Source organism: Desemzia sp. AGC72 (assembly GCF_057334175.1).
Genome location: NZ_JBHFIG010000006.1, coordinates 1 through 24,440 on the forward strand (window position 1 = coordinate 1; position 24,440 = coordinate 24,440).

The following is a 24,440-nucleotide window of genomic DNA, read 5'->3' on the forward strand; positions in this document are numbered from 1 at the left end:
CATAAACATAATGTAAGTAGACTTTTTCGTTGATTGGGGAAGTACTCAAGTGGCTGAAGAGGCGCCCCTGCTAAGGGTGTAGGTCGCTAACGCGGCGCGAGGGTTCAAATCCCTCCTTCTCCGTTTTTATGTTCAATGTCATTTATAAACAGGCCCGTTGGTCAAGCGGTTAAGACACCGCCCTTTCACGGCGGTAACACGGGTTCGAATCCCGTACGGGTCATGCTATTGAAATAACTTATCTTTGGAGGTTTAGCTCAGTTGGGAGAGCATCTGCCTTACAAGCAGAGGGTCAGCGGTTCGAGCCCGTTAACCTCCATTGGTTCCAAAAATACATAAAAAAGAAACTTCTAAGTTGGCTCGGTAGCTCAGTTGGTAGAGCACTTGATTGAAGCTCAAGGTGTCGGCGGTTCGATTCCGTCCCGAGCCATTATATTCTGGAGGGGTAGCGAAGTGGCTAAACGCGGCGGACTGTAAATCCGCTCCTTCGGGTTCGGCAGTTCGAATCTGCCCCCCTCCATTTTTATTTTATTATGGCGATTGTGGTGAAGTGGTTAACACACCGGCTTGTGGCGCCGGCATTCGTGGGTTCGATCCCCATCAGTCGCCCCTTTAATGGGCTATAGCCAAGCGGTAAGGCAAGGGACTTTGACTCCCTCATGCGCTGGTTCGAATCCAGCTAGCCCAGTTTTTAAATATATTTTGGCGGTATAGCCAAGTGGTAAGGCAGAGGTCTGCAAAACCTTCATCACCGGTTCAAATCCGGTTACCGCCTTGTTTTATAAGTGATAAAATTTGTAGGCAAAACACATGCCGGCGTGGCGGAATTGGTAGACGCGCTGGACTCAAAATCCAGTGCCCGTTGAGGGCGTGCCGGTTCGATTCCGGCCGCCGGTATTAAATACACCGTTATACTTCAATATGCACTTCAAACTAACAATATGTTATGTTTGAAGTGCATATTTTTTTATCTAAAATCAACCAGATTATAACTACATTTAAATTCTATTGATAGAAGGTTTATAGTGGTGAAATAGGCATACTTTAGAGATATTTTACTTCTATTTGTGAAATTAACTATTCAAATATTTCTTTTGTGAAAAATAATAGCGAAACTCTAGGTTATTAGTTGCAATGTATAGAGAATATTTGGTAAATTTGTTTCAGTTATAAATTACATACTATTGGAGGAATAATAATATGGCACAAATCAAACTAACACCAGAAGAGTTGAGAACTTCAGCAGTAAAATATACGAATGGTTCTTCTGATATTGATAACGTTTTAGCAATATTAACTTCTGAACAAGAAGCTATTCGTGAAAATTGGGAAGGATCTGCTTTTGAAAGTTTTGACAATCAATTCAGTGAATTGAAACCAAAAATCCAAGAATTCTCACAATTGTTACAAGACATCAATACTCAGTTAAACTCAGTTGCAGATACGATCGAGCAAACAGATCAAGATATCGCTGGAAAAATCGGGTTTTAATACTAATAGTTGATTGATTTAAAATCGAGCCACAGGGAAGGGATGAGAATTCCCTTTCTTTTTTTATGTGTTTTTTTACTAGGAGTTTAATTTGGAGAGGTGAATGTTGGAGATGAAAAATAAAAGAAGGCTTTGGTTAAAAATTGGTGCAGCGATTACTGTGTTTGCAGGTTTATTATTTATTTTAAGCAATCATATACAAACGGCAGAACGCGTCAATGAAAAAGCAGATGAGACAGGTACTGAAAAGTCTGTAGACGTGAAAAGTAAAATGGCTATAGCTATTGTAAATGAAGATGAAGGAACAGTAGTAGGGGATGCAGACTATACTTTAGGTTCCAATTACATTAAGCAAATTGAAAAAAATGAAGAGTATGATTGGTATGTAGTAAGTAGAGGAAGTGCTGAATCAGGACTTAATGAGGGTCTGTATCAACTGATGTTGATCATCCCCAATAATTTTTCTGCAAAAGTATTAGATATGAACGAAACAAATCCAGAAAAAGTAGCGATAGAATATCGAGTGAATGCTAATGGAAACAATGAGTTGGAGACAGAAGCCGATCGTGTTGGAAATGAAATAGTGAATGGATTGAATCAGCAATTAGTTGACGTATATGTGGCAACGATTTTAGTTAATCTATCTCAAGCTCAAAATAATGTGCGAGAAGTGGTCGATGGCAACAATACCAACATGGGTTCATATGAAAATCAAGTTTATGGAACGGCTTTAAGCTTTGAGAATGCTATTCCGACAATAAAAGATCATACAAGCATTACCCTTGAAAGCAATGAGCGGTTAACAGATACTCTTTCTGAAAACACAGCGGGATTTACTGAATATAGTCAGTCATTGTTGGAATACGACTCTCAATTAATGGAATACATATCAAAACTGAATAATGACACTATTTCTTACGAAACTTTTATGGAAAACATTCTTAGTATGGATGCTGCTTTATTGAATCAAGAAACAGAAGAATTGTTTAACAGTATCCAAGTTTCTAATGAAGTTCTGTTGTCCCAATTTCAACGGCCTACAGGTCCAGTCAGAAATGCAGCTATTGGGATCGATACTTATGCTAGTGAGTATGCTCGCTTAGAGAGCTATATGACAGAAATGAACACGAAAGTAGCTCAACAAGAAGAGCTATTGAATGACCAATTAGAAACAGTTGATGCTTTTGTTGAAGAGCAATTGAATGAGGCTTATGGTAAAGAATCGGACATCAGTTTAAGAACATTTTTACAGAATCATGAAGACATAAAAGATAGCAAAGGGGAGACCAACTCTTTCTTGGAAAAAATAGCTGAAAAAGAAGAACTTCAAAAGTACAAGGAAGAGAAGCAAAAAAAAATTTTATTGGAACAAGTAGCTACATTGCCTTATCTAACTATTGAAGAGCTGCCTAAAGAGCAGTTAAGTTTAGTTAAAAATGTTGACCAGTTAATTGAATCTGTAAAGCAGCAAGAAAATTATCTAAAAGAATTTTTGAGTAACAATAATAAAGAACCGAATAAAGAAGCAGAAAATATAGCGAATGATATATCTAAAGCTTATCAAGAATTGGTAGCATTTATTGAGGAAACACCAGAAAAAACATTCCATTTTGAGATAGATAATACGGATGGGAAAATTCGAGATGGAACTATCAACGTTCAATTTCCTAATAGTATAGTATCGCCTACATGGACAGTTAATGGGACACCAGTTCCAGGAGATTCTTTCCTCATATCAGATCGTGACTCACATATTACTATCAGCGGAACGTATAAAATCGAAAACTTACCTGAAAATCAAACTGACAAGCAACAGATTAAAGTTGAAGTTTTGCAGAAACAGCAAAAACCAGAAACCGACCAGCTTGAACAGGTGAAAGAAGATGAGGTGAGTAGCGAGCCACCTTTAAAACCAGAAAATGGGGCTAGCGAATCTAATGCAGGAGTGAAAGAAAGTCTATCATACGTCCACTATGTTTTTTATGAAGAAGTGGATTATTATTCTAGCTTAGAGCATCGAAACGCATTGGATCGATATACAAGTGTTATAGAGAAAATCGAACGTCTCTATAAGGATGTTTTTCTACAAATTGATATTACAAATGAAGAAAATACTCAGCCAGTATTTGATGACTATTCAACCATAGTAGGGAAATTTTTAGATCGTGATGTGAAAGACTACTTAACCGAAGTCATCACAAACACTTTAACGAATAATTTAACGGGTTATGGGTTGTTAGCCAGTCAACAAAATGTGCGTTCTACAATGGTTGATTTGACGCAGCAATTGCCAGTTCTAGCTGAAAAAATGTCAAGTATCAGAACAACAGCACAGAACAATGCTGAACAAATCAATACTCAGCTGCAACTATTATCTAGCTGGCAAGAACAAAGCCAGGCTGTAACAGCATTGGGAGCAGATAATGGTGAAAATCAACAACTAAACTCCATTACAGCTAAAGATATTTATACGAACCTTGGTCAAATTCTACAGACAAGCGGGAGTTTAAAAACCGATTCTGAAAGTACGGTAGAAATGGCCAGTTCTGTAAAAGATGTATTCCAATCTTTTGATGCAGACGTTGCTGTATTAGAATTGAGTACTGAAGAATTAACGACAGACGCGGGCAGCTTAATGAATCGATTCCAAGAACAAGTGGAAGAGAATAATCAATTTGCAGGTAATTTTGTAGAAGTATTAAGCAATGCTCACCAAAATGGCATATTGAATGAGACTGTTATGGATTTTATCGCCAATCCTGTTGAAAAAGACTTTAAAGGGTCTATCCAAGCAGCGGAAAAAGTGAATCCATTTACTTGGGTATTGATGATTTATGGAATCTCCTTATTTGCGGGTTATTTGATTGCTTCGAATAATGTTGTTTTCCTGAAAAAAGATGACTTTGACGGATCCAATGCAGCTTTAAAAATGAAAGGTTATCCACTATTGATCATTTTAGGCATCAGCATTGTTTTAGGATTGATAGAAGGGATGATCAGCGGAGCAGTTCTAGGTGTGCCATTTGAAAGTACATTGAAGTGGACTGCGGCGGTTGTGCTACTAAGTGTAGTGTTCAGTCTAATAAACTACAGTTTGATCAAGTTATTCAAAAATATGGGATTAGGAATCAGTATGTATTTCTTGATCAGTTATGTTTTTGTTACAGAATCTATAGGAACCACAGCAAATTTATCAGGGTTCGCAAATGTGATCCGTACAGTTAATCCATTAATGCTGGGAGAAAGAACGATGAGAGCATTGCTTCAAGCCCAATCTAGTGTTGAAATGGTTCTAGTACTAGTGATTTTGGCAATCGTTGTCAGTGGTGTTCTACTATTAGTTGGAAAGAAACCTGCTAAAAAAGAGGTGGCATAGACATGAGAAATAACAGAATGCTCCTTCTGTTTCTTTTGTTACTAGGAATATTGGTTTCTTGGGAACCTAAAAATGTTGCAGCAGCAGAGAGTTCTGATTCAGAAAATGGTGTTTCGATTCAAGTGGACCGTTTAGAAGGGAATTCAAAAGGTCAGTCTGCTACCTTAGATGTCAGCGATTTATTTGGAACAAAAGATACTGAACGGATAGAAACGTATACTGAACAGGATAAACTAGACGAACAGAAGCAGGTCAATGCTCTTTTTACTACTGGGGTAGAAGAAACGACACACGAGACTTTCAATAAAAAGAGCTTGTTTACTGCTCCTATAAATACAAATCATACTGGAGAGTCAGTGCTGCAGCAAGAAACACATGCGCTTGGCTCAGTCAGTTTATTAGAAAATACATGGTTTAAATTCTTTCTGATAGCAGTATCAGCAACTTCTGTTGCGGCATCATATCAATTGTATAAGAGGGATAATTATGAGGGATAATGATCACGTTAATATTACGTTAGTGTTAAAAAATGGAAATGAGGTTGATTTGCGTATCCCTGTTTACATCACAGCAGCAGGACTGGTCAATCAACTACATTCTATCTTTCATTTGGAAGAAAATGAAGGCATGAAACAAATCAAGATTTCGTCTAAAGGATTGATCTTGGCCGAAAATCAGTTTTTATATCACTATCCAGTAACGGATGGGGATATTATAGAAATTATTTAAGGAGAAAACTATGGACTCAATCGAACATATTCCACAGACGGTAAAAATAGTATTTGATCAAGTAGAGTACGATTATGAAAAAACAGAGACACAGTGGACAGTCCGCATCAAAAAATCTGCAGCACACTTAAAGAATGAAGATCGATTAGCCGTTTTAAAAGTACCAGAAGCTCATTTTTTACCAGGCAGTTATGAAGTTACAGAAGACAAATTGATTTTTAATTACACAATTCAGCGACCAGGTCATACAGTGAAAGAAATGCAGGAGCTGGATACGGTAGAAAAGTTGAAAGCTGCAGTAAATTTATTGTCCTTTGGGGAATTAACCCAATTTCCTTATACTTTTTTCCTGCACCCGGAAAATCTCTATTTTGATTACAATTTAATTCCCTCAATTGCTTATCGAGGAATCAAAGAGCAAATGCCGCCGATGGAGATGAACCCAGAATTTCTGTTGCGAAATATGAAATGTTACTTGATCAGTTTATTTCTGACAGAATACAGATTTGAAGACTTGTACGCAGGCAATTTGGAGACCGTTACGGGAACTGAGTTTATCCATCGTATCAAGACAGCCGAATCCATGGAGGCATTGGCTGATTATATTAAACCATTGTATGTGCAAAAAGCAGCAGAGGAAGAAAAAAAATATCAAAAAGTGGATAAGAAGAAATACAAATGGTCCAGACAATTAGCATTATGGTTTGGCGGTGCTGTAGTCGTTTCTCTAGCAGCATTGAGTTATTTTGTCTTTATCCGCAGTCCGTTCCAAAACAGATTATTAGAAGCTGACTCTTATTTTGTACAAAATAATTACACTGAAGTTATCTCGACATTAAATTCGATTAAGCCTGAAGACTTGCCGGCTACACAAAAATATATGATGGCTTATTCAGTTGTTCAAGGTCAAAGTTTCAATGAAGAACAAAAACAAGTAATTTTAAATAATGTCAGCCTAAAATCAGACGTGAACTATTTGGATTACTGGGTTCATATCGGCCAAGGAAATTATGAAGAATCGATTGATTTAGCTAAAAAAATAGGCGATTACGATTTGATTTTGTATGGTATTGCTCAAATCAGGGAACAAATCATCAACAATCCGGAATTATCCGGTGAAGAACGAGAACAGCAATTGAGTCAATATGAAACTCAATACGAAGAATACAGCGAAGAAAGAGATACAATTCTTGAAGAAGAAACGCAAACAAACTGATAAAAATTCAGAGCATTCAGTAAGGAAGGTGCACTAGGTGGAACAACTCCGATACCAGACAAATAATATTCAAAATATAAGCCTGATCGTCCACGGTTCAGCGGATCGCTATCAGTTTGATTTGACGTTAAATGAATTAGATGATCAGTCATTCTCTTTGGATGAGCCAAAGTTTGCAGCGTTAGTAGAATCTTTTCCGAAATTAAAAGGATATATCGTACATGTATTGGACAATACATATACGATCCAAAATGAAAAAGAAAAAAGAGACAGCTCCTTAAACCAGTGGTCGACTATCTCTACAAAAAAAGAAGACCTAGCTATTTGGGTGGGCGCACAAGCTGAAGAAAAGATATATGATATCACAACAAAAAATGTTCTATTTGTTGGACCAGAAATAAATGCAGACCTGCAGATCGTACATACAAATTCACAGGTCTTATTGAAGAAGACTAAAGAGGGACAATGGACTTACGAAATGGTGGAAGGGCTGCTTTACCTCAATAACCGCTCGACTGCTGCTAGAATAGGGCAAGTCCAATTTGGCGATGAGTTAACGATTGAAGGCGTTACGCTGAAAGTGATGAAAGAAGAATTGAAAGTTTGGGGGCTTTCTTCAACATTCATTCATTTGCAAGAAGTTGCTTTTTCACGTTACGCTTTTCCTAAGGATTATCCAGAATATCATCGATCGCCAAGAATTATTTACCGCAATCCTGAAAAAAAAGTAGAGGTAAAGGCGCCTCCTCAAATGCCGAAGAAACCGACTGAGCAATTGCTTAGAATTATTTTACCTCCTTTAGTAATGGTTACGTTACTTGTGATGATCAGTATTTTCCAACCTAGAGGATTATACATTGTTATTACATTAGCGATGTCTTTACTAACAGCTGTTTTTTCTATTCAACGGTATTTTACTCAGCGAAAAGAGCATAAAAAAGCAGTAGAAGAAAGAGAAAAGACGTACCAACATTATTTGAAAGAAAAAGGCAAAGACTTGTATCAAGATAAAAAAAATCAAGAAAATGGTCAACATTATCATTATCCTTCGATTGAAGAACTGCAGGAAGCAGCTGTAAAATTGAATCATCGAATCTATGAAAAGACGCCTGTACATTTTGATTTTTTGCATTATCGTTTAGGATTGGGAAAAGTAGCGAATGCAGTGGATTTGACTTACTCAAATAAAGAGAGAGAGAAGAAGCTGGATGAATTAGAAGTTCAAGGCTATGAATTGTTTGAACAGTACCAGTCATTGAATGATATGCCGATAACCGTTAATTTGATAGAAGCGCCAGTAGGGTATATCGGACCTAGAAAACTTGTCATTGAACAGCTGCAATTATTGGTCAATCAGCTAGCTTTCTTCCATAGTTACCACGAAGTTCAGTTTATTGCGGTTTTTCCTGAAGAAGAAAAAGAAGAATGGAATTGGATGCGCTGGCTGCCGCACGCAAAATTAAGCAATATCAATGTCAGAGGTTTTGTTTACAATCAGCGCAGTCGCGATCAAGTGTTGAACAGCTTGTACCAAATCTTAAAAGAACGGAAAAACGCCTTAGGAGAAAAGAAAAAAGCCGAGGATTCTGTCGCTTTCACTCCTCATTATGTCGTGCTGGTAACCGATGAAAAATTGATTTTGGACCATATGATCATGGAATTTTTTGATCAGGATCCATTGCAGTTAGGATGTAGTATCGTTTTCGTTCAAGATGTATTGAGCTCGTTATCGGAAAACGTTCAAACGGTTATCGATATTCGAGATCGTACGACAGGCGTATTGTTGATGGAGAATGGAGAACTGAAGAATACTGTATATCAATTGGATCATTTTCCAATGGAATTCGATAAAGAAAGAATCCCACGCGCTTTGGCTCCACTAAAACATTTGCAAAGCATCAAAAATGGTGTGCCTGAGATGGTGACATTTTTGCAAATGTATCAAGTCAGTGATGTTGAAGAGTTAAATGTTGTTAAAAGATGGAAAGAGCACTCTCCTCATAAAACATTGGCTGTACCTATTGGATTACGATCTGCCAACGATCCTGTTCAGTTGAATCTGCATGAAAAAGCTCACGGGCCTCATGGATTGATTGCTGGTACGACAGGTTCGGGTAAGTCAGAATTGATTCAAAGTTATATTTTAAGTTTAGCAGTCAATTTCCATCCGCACGATGTGGCTTTTCTGTTGATCGACTACAAAGGTGGAGGAATGGCTAATCTGTTTAGCGGGTTGCCTCACTTGCTGGGAACGATCACCAACTTAGATGGCAATCAAAGCTTAAGAGCTCTATCGTCGATCAAAGCAGAATTGAAAAGACGGCAGAGATTATTCTCTTCAAATAATGTCAATCATATCAATCAGTACCAAAAACTGGTGAAAAATGGAGATGCAAAAGAACCGTTGCCGCACTTGTTTTTGATCAGTGATGAGTTTGCAGAATTAAAATCTGAACAGCCAGATTTTATGAAAGAATTAGTATCCACAGCTCGGATCGGTCGATCATTGGGGATTCATTTGATCTTAGCAACTCAAAAGCCGACGGGCGTTGTGGATGATCAAATCTGGAGCAACTCGCGTTTTAAAATAGCGTTGAAAGTGGCTGACCGCTCAGATTCAATGGAAATGCTGCGGACACCAGATGCATCTGAGATCACCCAAGTCGGACGCGGATATATGCAAGTGGGGAATAATGAAATTTATGAATTGTTCCAAAGTGCTTGGAGCGGAGCAGATTACCTGCCTAATAAAGAAACTCAGCATATTGAGGATCACACGATCTACTTGGTCAACGATCTAGGGCAATATGAGATCTTAAATGAAGATCTTAGTGGACTTGATGCCATAGAAGAAGTAAAACAAATTCCAACTGAGATGGATGCTGTGATCGAAGAGATACAAAGAGAAGTTTTCAAAGCTCAAATCAACCCGATCGCTAAACCTTGGCTGCCGCCTTTAGAGGAACGTATCTATACTAGTGATCTGCACCCGCTAAACTTTAATGAAGAATGGTCTAATCCAAAAGCACCTTTGACTCCAGTCGTTGGGGTGATCGACTTGCCTGACATTCAAGAGCAGCAAACACTGCGATTAGACCTGACAAAAGATGGCCATGTACTACTGTATGCCAGCCCTGGTTATGGAAAGTCGACTTTCTTGCAGACAGTGTTGATGGACTTGGCGCGTTCTCAAAATCCTGAACAAGCAGAAATGTATCTATTGGATTTCGGAACAAACGGCTTACTGCCCCTAAAGAACTTACCGCATGTTGCCGATATATTTACTGCAGATGAACACGAAAAGTTAAAAAAATATATGACTCGAATCAGCCAAGAAATGAGAGAGCGGAAAAAACTTCTGAGCCGATATGCAGTAGCGAATATTGCATTATATGAACAAGTTAGCGGGAAAACGGTCCCTTCTATCTTGATTGCTGTAGACAGTTATGAAGGAATCAAGGGATTTGCTATCGAAGCGGAATTTGAAAGCCATTTGATACAAGTGGCTAGAGAAGGAGCTGGTCTAGGTATTCATTTGGTAATGACAGCCGGAAGACAAGCTAATCTAAGGATGAATCTGTCTGGAAACATTAAGCAACAATTTGTTTTGAGACAAAACGCTGATGATGAAGCAAGAATGGTTGTCGGAAGAACAACTCTCAGCATAGATGATTTGCCAGGACGCGGGTTGGTACGTATAGAAAAACCAGAACTGATACAAATTGCTTTACCGGTTAAAGCTGAGAGCAGTATAGAATTGATTCAAGTTATGCAGCATGAAATAAAACAAATGAAACGATCATGGAAAGGGAAAGTACCAACTCCGATTCCAATGGTTCCAGATGAATTGTTTGTTAATGACTTTGTATCCAACCCAATCGTGGCAGAAGTTCTGTCACAGAAAGAAAATATGGTCATTGGACTTGATCGCGGAACTGCTCTGCCAGTTGGTTTTGAGCGTAACGGAAAAGTTATTTATTTAGGAGCTGGAAGAGCTAAATTGACAGAAAGTTTGAGTTCTCTGTTGCACATTTCGAAATCAGCTGAACAACAAACGTACATTATTGATCAATCAAGTATGCCGCTTTATGCACATCGGGACAGTGTTCAAGCTTATGCCACAGCAGATCAAGAAATTGAATACGTACTGGACCATGTGCTTGAGATTATTGGTGAGCGAGAGGAAATGTACTTTAATCAATTTAGACAAGAATCAGGGCAAAACATGGAACATTTCTATACTGACTTCACACCTATCATGTTGATTATCAATGATTTAACAGCGATATATGATAGATTAGAAACAGCAGCGAAGCGGAAAATCGATCAACTAGCTGAAGTGGAACATAAGCTGGGTGTCACTATTGTATTTGGAGCTGAATATAGTACCTTTAATCGCGATTACAATGATATTGCTAAGAAATTGAAAGCTACCAAAAATGCGGTGATCACGATGGCCTTTTCAGAACAAAGTATCTATCCGCCGGGAGTCCGAATTGCTCGTGAAAAACCATTAGAACAAGATGAGGCTTATCTGTACCAAGAAGGTCGCTATCATAAAATCAAATTCCCAATAAAGATTTCGGAGGGGTAAGATGAACCAAGTGAATGGACTAAAAGTAGAGATCAATCAACACAGATATTTGGATAATAAACTTTATGTATCTATTGGGATCCATGCAGGATTTGCGTACAAAGAATACGTTACTTTAGATGATCCGACAAGACGCATAGAAGTAAACCAAGCTAGTGCAAATGTCTTTATGGAATATATGCGATTGAAAGCCATGAAAGAATTAGGAAAAACGATTCGTGTAAATACGACGACAAATGCTTCGGTATTGACTTTTCTGACTACTGCATCGGCTTTCGATCGAGACATCCAGCAAGTGATGGACTTGTTTTATCATCTTGAACTAGATGAAGAGGTATTTGCAGCGGCCAAAATCAATTGCGAAATGAATTTTAAACAAAATTACAAGGATATTGCTTTTCGAGCTTATACAAAAATGATAGAATTTTCAGATAAACGAAAAGACTTCCACTTTCATCAATTGACAAGAGATATTCAGACCATTGATTCAGAGGACGTAAAACAATTCATGGAACTGTTTGTGAATTTTCCCAATACCGTCTTATTGATAAACGGGAATACTGACAAAATCACAGAAGCCGAATTTTTCTATTGGTTAAAGAATACTGAAAAACCAGGAGAAGTGATCGTTCCTTCTCCTCATGTGATGGAAATACTTCCTATAGTAGATCAACACTTGAAAGCTGTAGATAAAGAGTCGTATTCTGTTGGAGCAATGCACTTCGATTTTGATCCGCATGTTGTTCCAGTACATGACCAATTCGCTTTACTGCAGTTGATCGGACACTGCTTATTTAAAGGAGACTTTGCCGTGAGCATCGACAATTTTGATGCGAGTATTCAGTACCAAGAGCATCCTCTGCTTAAGTATAAAGATCAATTACCATTGTCGCTGACTCAAGGAACGGTTAAAGAAGCTTACCTGTCGATTCAAGAAGAAGTAGAATATCTTTTAGTTGAAAAGCCTTACCAATTCAATCAATTGTTTTTGAGTTTGTATGTTAACGGTATCGATTTGATTAAATATTATGTAACAATAAAAACGTATCAACCTGAATTTATCAAAAAAATAATGAAACAACACTACAAGGCTATTACTGAATGCCATATGGTGTTGGAACAAGGAGCAAAGGTGAATTATGTCTGAAATATTGATAGAGCCAGAACAACTTCAAGAAGAAATAACGAGCTTTAAAGAAGCCAACGCGGCAATAGACAGCTCTCCTTACACAACAGAAAAAGGCAATTTAGATTTAACAGCCGTTAACAAATATGTAGATGCTTTAGAACAAATGAACCAAGCCATAACAAATTTTAAGAATTTATCGGATAACGATATTCAAAATCTAGAATATATCCGTGCTGACTGGATGAACCTAGATCGTGAATTGGCAGGAATGACTCTAGGAGACAGGCTCTTTGGTTCAAGTGATTCATAGGGAGGTGCACTATGGCTTTATTAAACAATGAAGAAATGGAAGAATTGACGAAGCAGGCGACAGATCAAGCCTCTACTTTAGAAGAATTGTTTTATGCTCAATATAAAAGTGCTTATGTTTTAACGGAAACTGCTAGTTTTAGAGGAGCAGCAGCGGATAGTTATAAACAATACATTCAACTATCGACCGTACATCATATCAACATGTTCATGAATATATTAAATGAAATCAAAACAGCCATTACAGACATTAAAGAGATTTATTTGGGATTTGAAAGCGATGCGAGCGGAAAAGTATCTACTGCTGACTTAGAAACTGCCGAACAGCAAGTAACAGCTAGGCAAAGAAGTGTTTCAACGATAACGAATCGAGTAGAATCGTTGAATATCCAAGCGGCTGAATATATCCCGGTAACAGATATTCAAAGCAATGCTTTAGAAACAGATTTTCAAGCAGTATTGGTTTTTTTGACGGATACAGTGTATGACTTAGCTGATACGGATCAAACCGCTTTAGAACGAGCAGAAACGATTTATGGACGTATCCAAACGTTGAATACAAGTATCCAGAATATTGCTGACAATTATTACGACAGTCAAGGGACATTAGCGTTAGATAAAGTAGGACAATTGGCCAGTGAAACTTGGTATAAGGCAGAGCCTACAACAGCTTTAGATGAAAAGTTGATTGAAGATCCTTTCTTTTTCACTGCAGATTCTCAAGCTGCAGCTGAAGGTCAATGGGCAGCAGGATTAGCTTCTGATACTTACATATCAGCAGGACATCAACAGCTTGGACGATCTTACCAGACTCAACTAAACGAGGGTGTTTTGACGGCTTCTGGAGAATTTGTAACCGTAGAAGGAAATGCTAATGCCCGTCTGGGAGAAGTAGCTGAAGCGAATGTAGCTGGAAGAGGCGTTTATGCGAACGGGACCTCAGAGTTTGGATCGTTGACCTCAGATAATAAAGGGTTCAATGTTGAAGGAGAAGCAGGCCTGTTGAATGCTCAAGGGGATGCTAGGTTAGGCAATGACTTGATCAATGCTGAAGCATCGGCTGGTGCCGAAGTGCTGACCGTCGAAGGTGGGGCAGCTGCTCAGTTTGAAGATGTAAACAATTATGCCCTTGGACTTAAAGGAAATGCTACCGCAGCAGATTTATCTGCGAGTGCAGGAGTTTCTTTCTTTGATATCGAAGTAGATGGAGAATCTCAAAATGGTCAATCCGTAAAAGAAAATCTATCGCTGTTTGGAGTAAATGCTGAAGCTAGTATTGGTTTATCAGCGGAAGCTGCTGCTTATATAGAAACACAGAATGTAGCAGAATTTGGACCGCTGAATTTAAACACGACATCTTTAGAGGTAGCAGGGAAATTAGGTTTAGGTTTACGATTGAATGTCAACGTTCCGACGTTTACGTTTGACTTTCCTTGGTAAATAAAGATTTTGATTTTGAAAGCATGTAAAAAATATTTACGAAAGGGAGTGAGAATATGGCAGATAATCCATCTGTTCAACTGGTTCTACCTAAAAGTTCAGGAGGTCAAACTCCTGATAATAACAACGTTGTGGCACTGGCAGATAAATACTTAACGACCTATCCAGACATAGGAACTAAAGGAGTATTTAATGTGACGTATACTGGTTATGTGACAAAAACAGAACCAGCACAAGCTTTGTTTATGGCAACGAATCGAACTGGAGAAGCCATTTCCAATTTCTCGTTTGTATTTGATCTGAAGATAGATGGACAAGCGATATGGGAAAAAACGCTGATCGCTATTACTGATGAAGAATTTGGGGAGTTGCCTGCTGAAACTTCTATGCCATTATTGATCAATGTCCCTATGGGGAAAGAAGCAGACTTACTGAAAGCGGCGGATGAAGCTATGATTCAATTGTCTCTTTCGCAATTGCAGAGACTAGTTTAGTCCTAAGCCAAGGAGGGGAAATATGGTATGAGTCTCTTAGAGGATCTTAAAGGAAGAATTCAACAGTATCAAGCCACCATAGAAGATGATCGTCAACGGATAGAAGAATACAGTCAAAAAATCAGTGAGATCGATCAAATCTATCAGGCAATGAATGATGAAAAAGAACTATTGTCGGATGAGAAAAGAGCAGTTCAAACGCTGGCTAATGAGACCTACAGCAACTGGACTGGTGATCTCCATTCAAATGAATACGAGCCGAAATTAGAAGAGGACATTTTGAACGGAAGTCTTCAAGTTACCATTCGGGCGATTGATGAGAACATGGATGCTTTAAATGATGCTAAAACAAGATTTGAAAATAAAATCTCACGCACGCAAGGTATTATCGGAACATTAGAAGCAGGAATCAACTCTATGTGGAATGAAGTAGAGAACTTAATGAATTAATTAAATGTTGACTTGATGACACATCAGCTCCTCAATGGATAATAATTTTCCATTGAGGAGCTGATGTATTTTGGGTCTTCATCTTCTAGCGTTGGTAAAGAAACTCCCTCCGGTCTATGGGGTGACTTACGGCGAGCCATGGGACCGCCTTGAGCCAAAAAGCATCTCAAGGGCTTTTAAGTTTTGGCATATCCGTACGTCGCTAACGCTCCAACGGCTATGCCAAAGCTTGCAAGCTTGATTATGAAAGACATTTCTGCAGCAACGTCATAAATTGGAGCTCCGTTATTTTGCATTCATCTGCAATATTTAAGGTGCTTGTTTCAAAATAGAGCCATCTCTAGTAAAATAAAAGAAAACCAACAGGTTACAGAACAGTCATCCAAAAGTATGATGCTGTAGAAGGAGTACACTAATGAATCCATTTTTTAAATTTGTTCTCAAATTGATGTCTTCTCCAAAAATCAATATGCAAGAAGACTATCAGTTTGTCCGCAAGATGCAGCAGCTTTTTTCACAAAAACCAAAAAAAGGGTACGTTATTTTGGATCACAAGATCTATTCTAAAAATCATTCGCATGATATACCTGTAAGAGTTTTTCATCCGAAAGAAAAACGTCATGAAGACGCGTTGGTATTTGTTCATGGCGGAGGTTGGGTGACTGGAAATATTGATACTTATACGACTACCTGTATCAATATGGCAGACCAGACAGGCAGGGTAGTTTATTCGGTCAATTACCGCTTGGCTCCGGAGCATCCTTACCCGGCAGGATTAGAAGATTGTTATCAAGTCATAGATGTCCTATTGAATCATTTGGAGTTGACTCGCTCAGCAGATACTTCCAAGTTGACGTTGATAGGAGATTCTGCTGGTGCGAATCTGATTGCAGCAGTTTCATTGAAATTACGCGATGAAGGAAAAATTGTACCTGCCAGACAGGTTCTATTGTATCCGGTCACTTATTGGGATCATACAGAAAGCTCGCCTTTTGAGTCTATTCGAACAAATGGATATGACTACGGATTAACTGCTAAAAAGATGCAAGAATATATGGAGTTGTATGCACCTGATTTGGAAATCAGGCAAAGTGCATATATCTCTCCTTTGATGGCATTTGACTTAAGTCGTCAGCCGGATACATTGATCATTACAGCGGAATTTGATCCTTTACGAGATGAAGGAGAGGCTTATGGTGAGAAGCTTCAAGATGCAGGGAATAATGTGGTCATTCATAGAATCAAAGAAACGGTCCACGGATTTATCACATATCCAACGTTTGTTGAACCTGTAGTTGAAGCATACGAAGTCATCAACGCTTTTTTAGACAGGACGCAGTAACATGCTCGATGGAGGTGAAATAGGTGAAACAAAAGGAACAATCCAAACAAAAAGAATGGGTACGGTTGGATAACGCATCGAATATCTTTTTGGCAGCAATGTCGACGACCGATACTAAAGTATTCCGTTTAAGCGCAGAAATGCATGATAGTATAGATCCAATCAGTTTACAAAAAGCTTTAGAGCAGACATACGCACGGTATAAGTTGTACCACAGTGTCTTAAGACGTGGGATTTTTTGGTATTATTTACAGCATACAGAGATCATTCCCAAAGTGGAGCCGGAAGTTTCAGCTCCTTGTTCGCAATTGTATCATTTTGACCAAAAAGAGCTGTTGTTTAGAGTAATCTACAATCAAAATCGTGTCCATTTAGAAGTCTTCCATGTGTTGAGCGATGGGACAGGTGCGTTATGGTTTTTTGAAGACTTGATTAAAGAATACATTTTATTGCGCTACCCTGAATCGTTGGAAGAAGTAAAAAAAGAGCAAATAGAAGCCAAAGTCCGTCATTTGGAAGATAGTTTCGTAACGTACTTCCGTCATAATGGACAACAATCCTTTACGGAGTCTGCACAGTCTGCGCTGCGTAATTTTGCCAGAAGCAGCAAAAGAGCAGCTTTTAAATATGGGAAAAAATTTGGCCGTGCTTTACTGACAGACAGGACTGTCCCTTCAAAGAAAAGACATGTTTATCTCATCAAAGGGGAAAAAACAGCAGATAACCGCACAAAAGTAATCGAATTAGAAATGCCGGTAAAAAAAATATTGCATTTAGCTCATCAAGAAGAAGCTACTCTAACCATTTACTTGATCGCCTTATTTTTTGAAGCGATTCGAAAATCCAGACCTGATTTCCAGACCAGAGATACTATAGTGATTTCTGTGCCTGTCAATTTGCGACAGTTTTACCCTTCCAATTCAGCCCGCAACTTTTTCAGTACTGTAAAATTGGAATACACTTATTCTCAAGAGCGTGATCCGCAATTGAAAGAAATTTGTGCGTCGTTGGCCAAACAAATGAACCAGCAGTTAAGCAAAGAAAATTTGGAAAACAAGCTGAGCCGGCTGATTTCTTATGAATACAATCCAATAAACCGTTTGATACCGAGGCCAATAAAAGATGGTGTATTAAAAATCATCAATTACTCTAACAATCGAAATCTTACTGTAGCCATGTCTAATCTAGGAAGAGTAGCGTTTCCACAGTCGATTGATGGATATGTGAATAGGCTTTACTTCCATACATCTGCTGTGAGACCTCAGTTTTCAGTCATTAGTCATGGAGATCAGTTAACCATTTCGTTTACTTCTCCATTCATAGAAACGGATATTCAACAGCAATTTGTCAGAGAATTGACTTCTGCAGGGGTCGAAGTGACCGTTGCGGCAAATAAAACCCAAGCAGTCGAGTTAAGGGGGGATCTGTGGTGAAGCGTTGTACGCATTGTCAAGTGAACATCAAAGGAGACTGGGAACAGTGTCCTTTGTGCCATCAAGCCCTGGAAGCAGACAGCAAAAAAAATTCCAGCAACCCGTACCCGGATATTCCTTTACGATTTGACAAGAAGAATGTTGTACAGCGCTTGATGTTGTTATCTCTCTTGATAATTTTAGTAGTCTTCACGCTTGGACTCTTCTTCCCCAGTCCGTTAGGTCCTTTGCGTATTTCTTTGTTTGGGATCATGAGTCTTTGGCTAGTTGCATTGATCATCATCCGTAAGCGCAGAAATATAGCTAAAGGAATTGTTTACTTGATTATTTCCACATCTCTGTTGTGCGTATATTTAGATTACATGGCGGGTTGGAGTGCATGGTCAACAACGTATGCGATCCCGATCATTTGTATCAGTGCAATTGTAGCGATGTTTATAGCGGTGCGTATCGTTCGCTTAAAAGTTGGGGATTACATTTTGTATCTTTTAACGGCTACGCTGCTGGGATTTTTGCCAGCTGCATTCTTATTTTTCAATTGGACTACTTGGGCTTTTCCAGCGCAGTTTTCTCTGTTGATGAGTATGTTGATGTTTGCTTGGACCATAGTGAATCATGGAAAAGACATCTTATCAGAATTACAAAAGCGAGCGCAAATTTAGAATTAATCTGAAAAAAATACCGCTGACGATAATCGTCAACGGTATTTTTTCATTGTTTCAACAAGTCTTTCTAATGAGTCCATCAATATTTTTGTAGGAACGGCAAGGTTCAAACGTTCAAATCCATTTCCTTCTGATCCAAAAATGTATCCTTCATCTCCAAAGACAAGAGCTTCCTCATGCATGATGCGTTCCAATTCTTTTTCAGAAAGTCCAAATGCATTGAAATCCAGCCATTGCAGAAATGTGCCTTCTAAGTCAAATACAGTTACTTCAGGTAATTCTTGGTTTAAAAAGGCTTTTAATTTTTGATGGTTTGTCCAAATCAACTCTTTAAACTCAAGCAACCACGGTTCTCCCACGGTATACGCTATTTCCGTGGCTTTCAAGCCTACTACATTGGTGCCGCTGTCTAGACCGACCATTTCCATATCTTCCAAGAAGCGTTTTCTTACCTGCTCATCCGGAATGATGATATTAGAATTTTTCAATCCTGCCAAATTAAAGGATTTGCTGACAGCTGTTGCTGTAATACAGATAGAAGCAGCTGCTTTTGTGACAGTCGCCATAGGAACATATGTATGTCCAGGCATAGCTAAGTCATGATGGATCTCGTCAGCTAAAATGATCACATTGTTTGCTTTACAAATCTCTACCACTTTTACCAATTCTTCTGTTGTCCACACTCTGCCTACGGGATTGTGCGGACTGGAAAACAACAGCAACTTGTTTTTAGACTCTTTCGCTTTTTCTTCCAAATCCGAAAAATCGATCTCATAACGAGATCCTTTTTGAAGTAAGGAACTTTTAACGATCGTACGTTTTGTTTTTTCAATCGAAGAATAAAAAGGATAATACACCGGCGATAAAATCATTACACCATCTTGAGGATCTGTAAAAGCTCTGATGGCAGAATAAAAAGAAGTCACCACACCTGGAATAGTAATGATCCAGTCTTTTTTGATGGACCACCTATGCTGGTTTTTCATCCATTTGATCACAGTCTTATAATATTCTTCAGTAGGCAGATCATACCCTAAAATGGCAGTGTCTAAATAATCTTTCAGACCTTGAATGATCTCCGGAGCTAACTTCATGTCTACATCAGCAACAGATAAAGGAAAGATCGTATCGTCTAAAGAAGGGTTCCAGTGATTCATCTGGATCCATTTTGCAGAACCGGTGTGTTTTCGGTTGATTGGTGTTGTAAAATCATACTTCATCAGTGACAGCCTCCTAAAACTCCAATTTGTCTTATTTATGCTCATTCTAACATACAAATAAAATTTCAAATAATAGAACCCTGTTTCTTTTAGTCGGATGAAAAAAAGCTGTTGTGTAAATTTTTGGATAGGAAGGAGACAACGTTTCTTGTTAATGTTAAAATAAAATGAAAGATTGATGAAGAACAACTTATTTTATTAGACAGGGAGAGATTTGATGACTGAAAAAGGATTACAAGAACGCTCTTTAGTACCGGAAGCTTTAACGTGGGATGTATCAGCTATTTACAGTTCGCGAGCTGAATTTGATGCAGCGGTGACAGAGATAAAAACAGCAGTAGAAAAATTTGCGCAGAAGTTTGAGGGGAAACTAACATCTGCAGCAACGATTAAAGAAGCCATCAAAGAATATGAAGCCATTTTACAAGTAGAGATGTGGTTGAATTATTATGCTTACTTACCTGTTTCTGCGGATATCTCCGACCCTAAGAATATGGAATTGTACCGATGGATCGGAAACTTGATTGCTGAATGGAGCGGAACGTTGAGTTTCTTCCATTCGGAATTGATCGAAAGCGAAGCGGATGTATTGGACCAAGTAGCAAAAGAAGAACCTGATTATGCTGTATTCATTCAAAAAATCAAAGACGAAAAAGCGATCCATTTAGATTCGGCTGTTGAAAAAGCTTTGGCGCAGTTGGATCCTGTTTTAAGTTCGCCGCAATCGATCTTTGAGCAGATTCGCTCTTCAGATATGGATTTCGGGACGTTTACGGCAGAGGGAAAAGAATATCCGCTCAGTTTCGTATCGTATGAAGAATATTACATGTACCATCCGGATACTGCTGTTCGTCGTGCAGCATTCGACAAATTTTCCACAGTATTGGGTCAATACCAAAACGTGATGGCTGAAACGTATTACACTCAGCTGCAAAAGGAAAAAACGATAGCTACGATGCGAGGATTTGACTCGATATTTGACTATTTGTTGTATGATCAACAGGTGGAACGTGAAATGTATGATCGCCAAATCGATGTGATCATGAAAAACTTAGCACCCGTGATGCAAAAGTACATTACTCATGTTAAAGAAGAAAATGGATTAGATAAAATGACGTATGCAGATATCAAGATCGATTTAGATCATGAATTTGCACCGACCGTTTCCGTTGAAGAATCAAAAGATCTTGTACAAAAAGCTCTTTCAACTTTAGGAACTGATTATGTAGACATGATCATGAGAGCTTATCCAGAACGTTGGGTTGATTTTGCTCAAAATAAAGGAAAACGTTCAGGTGCCTTTTGTGCGACGGTTTACGGTAAGCATCCGTATATCTTGATGTCTTGGACCGATCAACTGACGGATGTGTACACGCTGCTTCATGAACTTGGTCATGCCGGTCAAGGCGTATTGTCAGGCGCGAATAACTCTATTTTATCTGCACGGATGTCGCTGTATATGATCGAAGCACCGTCAACCTTTAATGAGCTGCTGCTGACGGATTCATTAAAAGAAAGCAGCACAGATCCCAGAATGGAACGTTTCGCATTGACTCGAATGATTTCTAAAACGTATTTCCACAACTACATCACACATTTATTGGAGGCAGCTTATCAACGAGAAGTATATAAGCTGATCGATGCCGGACAAGGATTTGATGCTGGCAAATTAAGCAAATTGAAACGTGCCGTTTTAGAGGAGTTCTGGGGTGATGCAGTAGAAATTAATGACGGTGCTGAGTTGACATGGATGCGTCAAATCCATTATTATATGGGACTGTACTCTTATACTTATTCTGCAGGTCTGACGATTGCCACCCAAGCTTTTTTGCGAGTGAAGGAAGTAGGCCAATCCGCAGTAGATGATTGGTTGAAATTTTTAGCGTTAGGCGGTCAATTGAAACCAGCCGAGGCAACTAAAGTAGCAGGAGTAGATATTACCACAACAAAAGCGTTAGACGATACGATTCACTATTTAAACGAAAGTGTAGACCGAATCATCGCGTTGACGAAAGAAATGAATTAAGTTCGGAGGATGACAAGTGATTGACTTAAACAAGTTGGTTGCGGGAAAGCAGCTCACTGAGTTAGATGAGAAGATACTGAATTTTGTGATCCATAACATGGACACTGTTTTGCAAATGGGTGTAAGAGAAATCGCGCGGGTGAACTTTACTTCCCCGGCATCTATTATTCGGCTGGCGAAAAAATTAGGCTACACAGGCTTTGTGGATATGTATTATCATCTGCTGCCTAAAGTGTCTCATACACAGCAGCCATCAGAAAAAAGCCCCGAAGATATTTTCAAATTTGAGTTGGAGGATATCTTTCAGTACAATTCAAGAGAAAATGTAGATAATTTTATCCAGCAAGTCTTAAATCTTAAACAACAATACATTTTCATTTACGCAACAGGTTTTTCTGCGATTGCGGGGGAGTATTTGTATAAGAAATTATTGGTGTTGGGGAAGAAAACGATTTTTGCTTCCGGGACAGATTCAATAGGGGTATTTGAAAACAACTTGGAAGATATCGGTGCTTTTGTTGTGATCTCAAAATCAGGAGAGACTCAGCAAGTCATCGACAAACTAGCATCAGCTAAGGATCAAGGCATCTGCACGGCATCTTTTACAAAAAATGAACCTAACCGAGTAGCCGAGTTGTCTGATATCCATTTCAAAATTTATGATCGAAATGAACTGGATGATCGAAATATGCTGCCCAATACGTTTTTCCCTAGTTTATTGATGATGTTTGAATACTTGTTTAAAGTATATTTAGATGAAAAAAATACCTTGCAAGACAAATAAGTGCGAAACGTGTTTCTGTTTTAGGAAACACGTTTTTTTGTGATCGTTATAGCTGTACAAGTAAGGGGTTTCATCATAAGATAAGGGCAGCAAGGAAAGAGATAAGGAGGAAGAGAAGACATGAAAGAAAAAATGATGGATGGGCTGCAGAGATTTTCTAAAGCTATGTTTATTCCTGTATTGATATTACCGATTGCAGGGATTTTGATCGCTTTAGGAAACGTATTTACAAATCAGCGGTTAATTGAAACCGTTCCCTTTATGGATAATCCAATCACCACAGGTTTCGGCACTATTTTATCTGGATCATTAGTATCTATTTTAAGCAACTTAGGATTGATTTTCTGTGTGGGGTTAACAGTTGGTCTTGCGAAGAAAAAGAAAGCTGAAGCTGGGTTTACAGCTGTATTAGGTTACTTAGTATTCATCAATGCGATGAACAAATTCATGGAATTATCTGGATTATTGATTGAAGCAGAAAATTTACAAGGAACAGGACAAGCATCTGTTCTAGGTGTTCAAATCTTAGACATGGGTGTGTTCTTGGGAATCTTGTTGGGTGTTGTTACAGCAATGGTCCACAATAAATATGCAGACAAAGATTTCAACAATGCATTCCAAATTTACGGCGGATCTCGTTTTGTATTTATCGTGCTGATCCCAGTTGTTGTTTTATTAGCCATTGCCTTTACTTATATTTGGCCATTTTTCCAAACGGGTATCAATAACATGGGGATCTTGATCAATCAAAGCGGCAATTTTGGATTATTCTTATATGGTATGTTGGAAAGATTATTGATTCCTACTGGATTGCATCACTTAGTGTACACACCGTTCTTATACTCTTCATTAGGAGGAGTTCAAGAAGTTGGGGGACAGATCTTCGAAGGAGCTCGAAATATTTATTTTGCTGAAATAGCAGATCCGAATGTAGCTGTTCTTTCTCCGAGTGTTATCTGGGATGCACGTGGAATCTCTAAAATGTTCGGTTTGATCGGTGCTTGCTTGGCTATGTACCAAACAGCAAGTCCAGAGAAAAAGCAACAAGCGAAAGCTATTTTGATTCCAGCTGCAGTAACTTCTTTCATCGCCGGAGTTACAGAACCGATTGAATTTTCGTTCATGTTCATTGCACCAATCTTGTTCGTTGTCCATTCAGTATTGAGCGGATTGAGCATGGTCGTCTTAAACTTATTCAACGTTCGAGCAATCGGACCTAATGGTTTTATTGACTTTATCTTATACAACATCCCTCTTGGACAAGAAAAAACGAACTGGATCATGTACGTTGTTGTTGGATTGATGTTCTTTGCGATTTACTACTTCACATTCCGTCTATTGATCACCAAATTGAATTTGAAAACCATTGGACGTGAAGATGATGGTCAAGAAACGAAATTGTATTCTAAACAAGATTATAAAGAAAGCAAAGAATCAAAAGATGTTGCAACACAAACAGGAACAAAAGATACTGGTTTAGCTAGCACGATCGTTGGCGCATTAGGCGGAGCAGACAATATCCAATCGGTCACGAACTGCTACACACGATTAAGACTGATTTTGCAAGAACCTGACAGAGTAAACGAGAGCATATTGAAAAATGAGACAGGAGCTAACGGTATTATTGTCAAAGGACAAAATGTCCAAGTTGTCTATGGATTACAAGTAGAAAGTGTCCGAAAAGCAGTAGATAAGTATCTAGGTATTACCGAAGAAGAATAAAACAAACAGAAGGAGTTTTT

The 24,440-nt window shown here is 38.6% G+C and carries 18 protein-coding genes and 9 tRNA genes; 26 read left to right on the forward strand and 1 reads right to left on the reverse strand.

What is annotated here, in order from left to right; genetic code table 11:
* Positions 1 to 35: 35 nt before the first annotated feature.
* From ACE025_RS03395 to ACE025_RS03505, 23 genes are all read left to right on the forward strand, one after another.
* Positions 36 to 123: transfer RNA gene (locus tag ACE025_RS03395), tRNA-Ser, on the forward strand.
* A 28-nt stretch (positions 124 to 151) separates the two neighbouring features.
* Positions 152 to 223, forward strand: a tRNA-Glu gene (locus ACE025_RS03400).
* 23 nt (positions 224 to 246) lie between these two features.
* A tRNA-Val gene (locus tag ACE025_RS03405) sits at positions 247 to 319 on the forward strand.
* Between the two features lie 38 nt (positions 320 to 357).
* A tRNA-Phe gene (locus ACE025_RS03410) sits at positions 358 to 430 on the forward strand.
* 9 nt (positions 431 to 439) lie between these two features.
* A tRNA-Tyr gene (locus tag ACE025_RS03415) sits at positions 440 to 520 on the forward strand.
* Between the two features lie 16 nt (positions 521 to 536).
* Positions 537 to 609, forward strand: a tRNA-His gene (locus tag ACE025_RS03420).
* Positions 610 to 616: 7 nt separating this feature from the next.
* Positions 617 to 688, forward strand: a tRNA-Gln gene (locus ACE025_RS03425).
* 16 nt (positions 689 to 704) lie between these two features.
* Positions 705 to 775: transfer RNA gene (locus tag ACE025_RS03430), tRNA-Cys, on the forward strand.
* Between the two features lie 37 nt (positions 776 to 812).
* Positions 813 to 897, forward strand: a tRNA-Leu gene (locus ACE025_RS03435).
* Between the two features lie 303 nt (positions 898 to 1,200).
* Positions 1,201 to 1,491: a WXG100 family type VII secretion target gene (locus ACE025_RS03440; protein ID WP_485937491.1), complete on the forward strand. Its 291-nt coding sequence runs from the start codon at positions 1,201 to 1,203 to the stop codon at positions 1,489 to 1,491.
* Between the two features lie 103 nt (positions 1,492 to 1,594).
* Positions 1,595 to 4,867 (forward strand): type VII secretion protein EsaA, encoded by a 3,273-nt coding sequence (gene esaA / locus ACE025_RS03445; RefSeq protein ID WP_485937493.1) that lies wholly within the window; start codon positions 1,595 to 1,597, stop codon positions 4,865 to 4,867.
* 2 nt (positions 4,868 to 4,869) lie between these two features.
* Positions 4,870 to 5,364, forward strand: a complete 495-nt coding sequence (locus tag ACE025_RS03450; RefSeq protein ID WP_485937495.1) for a hypothetical protein — start codon at positions 4,870 to 4,872, stop codon at positions 5,362 to 5,364.
* A complete protein-coding gene (locus tag ACE025_RS03455; protein ID WP_485937497.1) occupies positions 5,354 to 5,596 on the forward strand; it encodes an EsaB/YukD family protein in 243 nt (80 codons plus the stop codon). The genes ACE025_RS03450 and ACE025_RS03455 overlap by 11 nt, the downstream gene beginning before the upstream one ends.
* 10 nt (positions 5,597 to 5,606) lie before the next feature.
* Positions 5,607 to 6,812 (forward strand): type VII secretion protein EssB, encoded by a 1,206-nt coding sequence (essB, locus tag ACE025_RS03460; protein WP_485937499.1) that lies wholly within the window; start codon positions 5,607 to 5,609, stop codon positions 6,810 to 6,812.
* Positions 6,813 to 6,849: 37 nt separating this feature from the next.
* Positions 6,850 to 11,406, forward strand: coding sequence for a type VII secretion protein EssC (essC, locus tag ACE025_RS03465; protein WP_485937501.1), 4,557 nt, complete (start codon positions 6,850 to 6,852; stop codon positions 11,404 to 11,406).
* Position 11,407: 1 nt separating this feature from the next.
* Positions 11,408 to 12,553, forward strand: a complete 1,146-nt coding sequence (locus tag ACE025_RS03470) for a hypothetical protein (protein WP_485937503.1) — start codon at positions 11,408 to 11,410, stop codon at positions 12,551 to 12,553.
* Positions 12,546 to 12,845 carry a TIGR04197 family type VII secretion effector gene (locus tag ACE025_RS03475; RefSeq protein WP_485937505.1) on the forward strand — a complete coding sequence of 100 codons (300 nt, stop codon included), beginning with the start codon at positions 12,546 to 12,548 and terminating at the stop codon, positions 12,843 to 12,845. The genes ACE025_RS03470 and ACE025_RS03475 overlap by 8 nt, the downstream gene beginning before the upstream one ends.
* A gap of 11 nt (positions 12,846 to 12,856) precedes the next feature.
* The gene (locus ACE025_RS03480) at positions 12,857 to 14,284 is read left to right on the forward strand and encodes a T7SS effector LXG polymorphic toxin (RefSeq protein ID WP_485937507.1); all 1,428 of its coding nucleotides are present in this window, start codon (positions 12,857 to 12,859) and stop codon (positions 14,282 to 14,284) included.
* Positions 14,285 to 14,340: 56 nt separating this feature from the next.
* Complete coding sequence (locus tag ACE025_RS03485; protein ID WP_485937509.1) at positions 14,341 to 14,778, forward strand: hypothetical protein; 438 nt, start codon at positions 14,341 to 14,343, stop codon at positions 14,776 to 14,778.
* A gap of 27 nt (positions 14,779 to 14,805) precedes the next feature.
* A complete protein-coding gene (locus ACE025_RS03490; RefSeq protein ID WP_485937511.1) occupies positions 14,806 to 15,228 on the forward strand; it encodes a hypothetical protein in 423 nt (140 codons plus the stop codon).
* Between the two features lie 415 nt (positions 15,229 to 15,643).
* Positions 15,644 to 16,570, forward strand: a complete 927-nt coding sequence (locus tag ACE025_RS03495) for an alpha/beta hydrolase (RefSeq protein WP_485937513.1) — start codon at positions 15,644 to 15,646, stop codon at positions 16,568 to 16,570.
* A 23-nt stretch (positions 16,571 to 16,593) separates the two neighbouring features.
* A complete protein-coding gene (locus ACE025_RS03500) occupies positions 16,594 to 18,003 on the forward strand; it encodes a condensation domain-containing protein (protein WP_485937515.1) in 1,410 nt (469 codons plus the stop codon).
* On the forward strand, positions 17,997 to 18,665 hold the full coding sequence (locus ACE025_RS03505) for a DUF6320 domain-containing protein (RefSeq protein WP_485937517.1): 669 nt from the start codon (positions 17,997 to 17,999) through the stop codon (positions 18,663 to 18,665). The genes ACE025_RS03500 and ACE025_RS03505 overlap by 7 nt, the downstream gene beginning before the upstream one ends.
* 35 nt (positions 18,666 to 18,700) lie before the next feature.
* Here the strand turns inward: ACE025_RS03505 and ACE025_RS03510 are convergent, their stop codons facing one another.
* Complete coding sequence (locus ACE025_RS03510; RefSeq protein WP_485937519.1) at positions 18,701 to 19,888, reverse strand: MalY/PatB family protein; 1,188 nt, start codon at positions 19,886 to 19,888, stop codon at positions 18,701 to 18,703.
* A gap of 217 nt (positions 19,889 to 20,105) precedes the next feature.
* Between ACE025_RS03510 and pepF the strand changes: the two genes are divergently transcribed.
* The 3 genes from pepF (at position 20,106) to ACE025_RS03525 (ending at position 24,420) form a co-directional block, all read left to right on the forward strand.
* The gene (gene pepF, locus ACE025_RS03515) at positions 20,106 to 21,914 is read left to right on the forward strand and encodes an oligoendopeptidase F (protein WP_485937521.1); all 1,809 of its coding nucleotides are present in this window, start codon (positions 20,106 to 20,108) and stop codon (positions 21,912 to 21,914) included.
* Positions 21,915 to 21,930: 16 nt separating this feature from the next.
* On the forward strand, positions 21,931 to 22,698 hold the full coding sequence (locus ACE025_RS03520; protein WP_485937523.1) for a MurR/RpiR family transcriptional regulator: 768 nt from the start codon (positions 21,931 to 21,933) through the stop codon (positions 22,696 to 22,698).
* Between the two features lie 120 nt (positions 22,699 to 22,818).
* Entirely contained in the window at positions 22,819 to 24,420 is a 1,602-nt protein-coding gene (locus tag ACE025_RS03525) for a PTS transporter subunit EIIC (protein ID WP_485937525.1), read from the forward strand.
* The last annotated feature ends 20 nt before the right edge of the window (positions 24,421 to 24,440 follow it).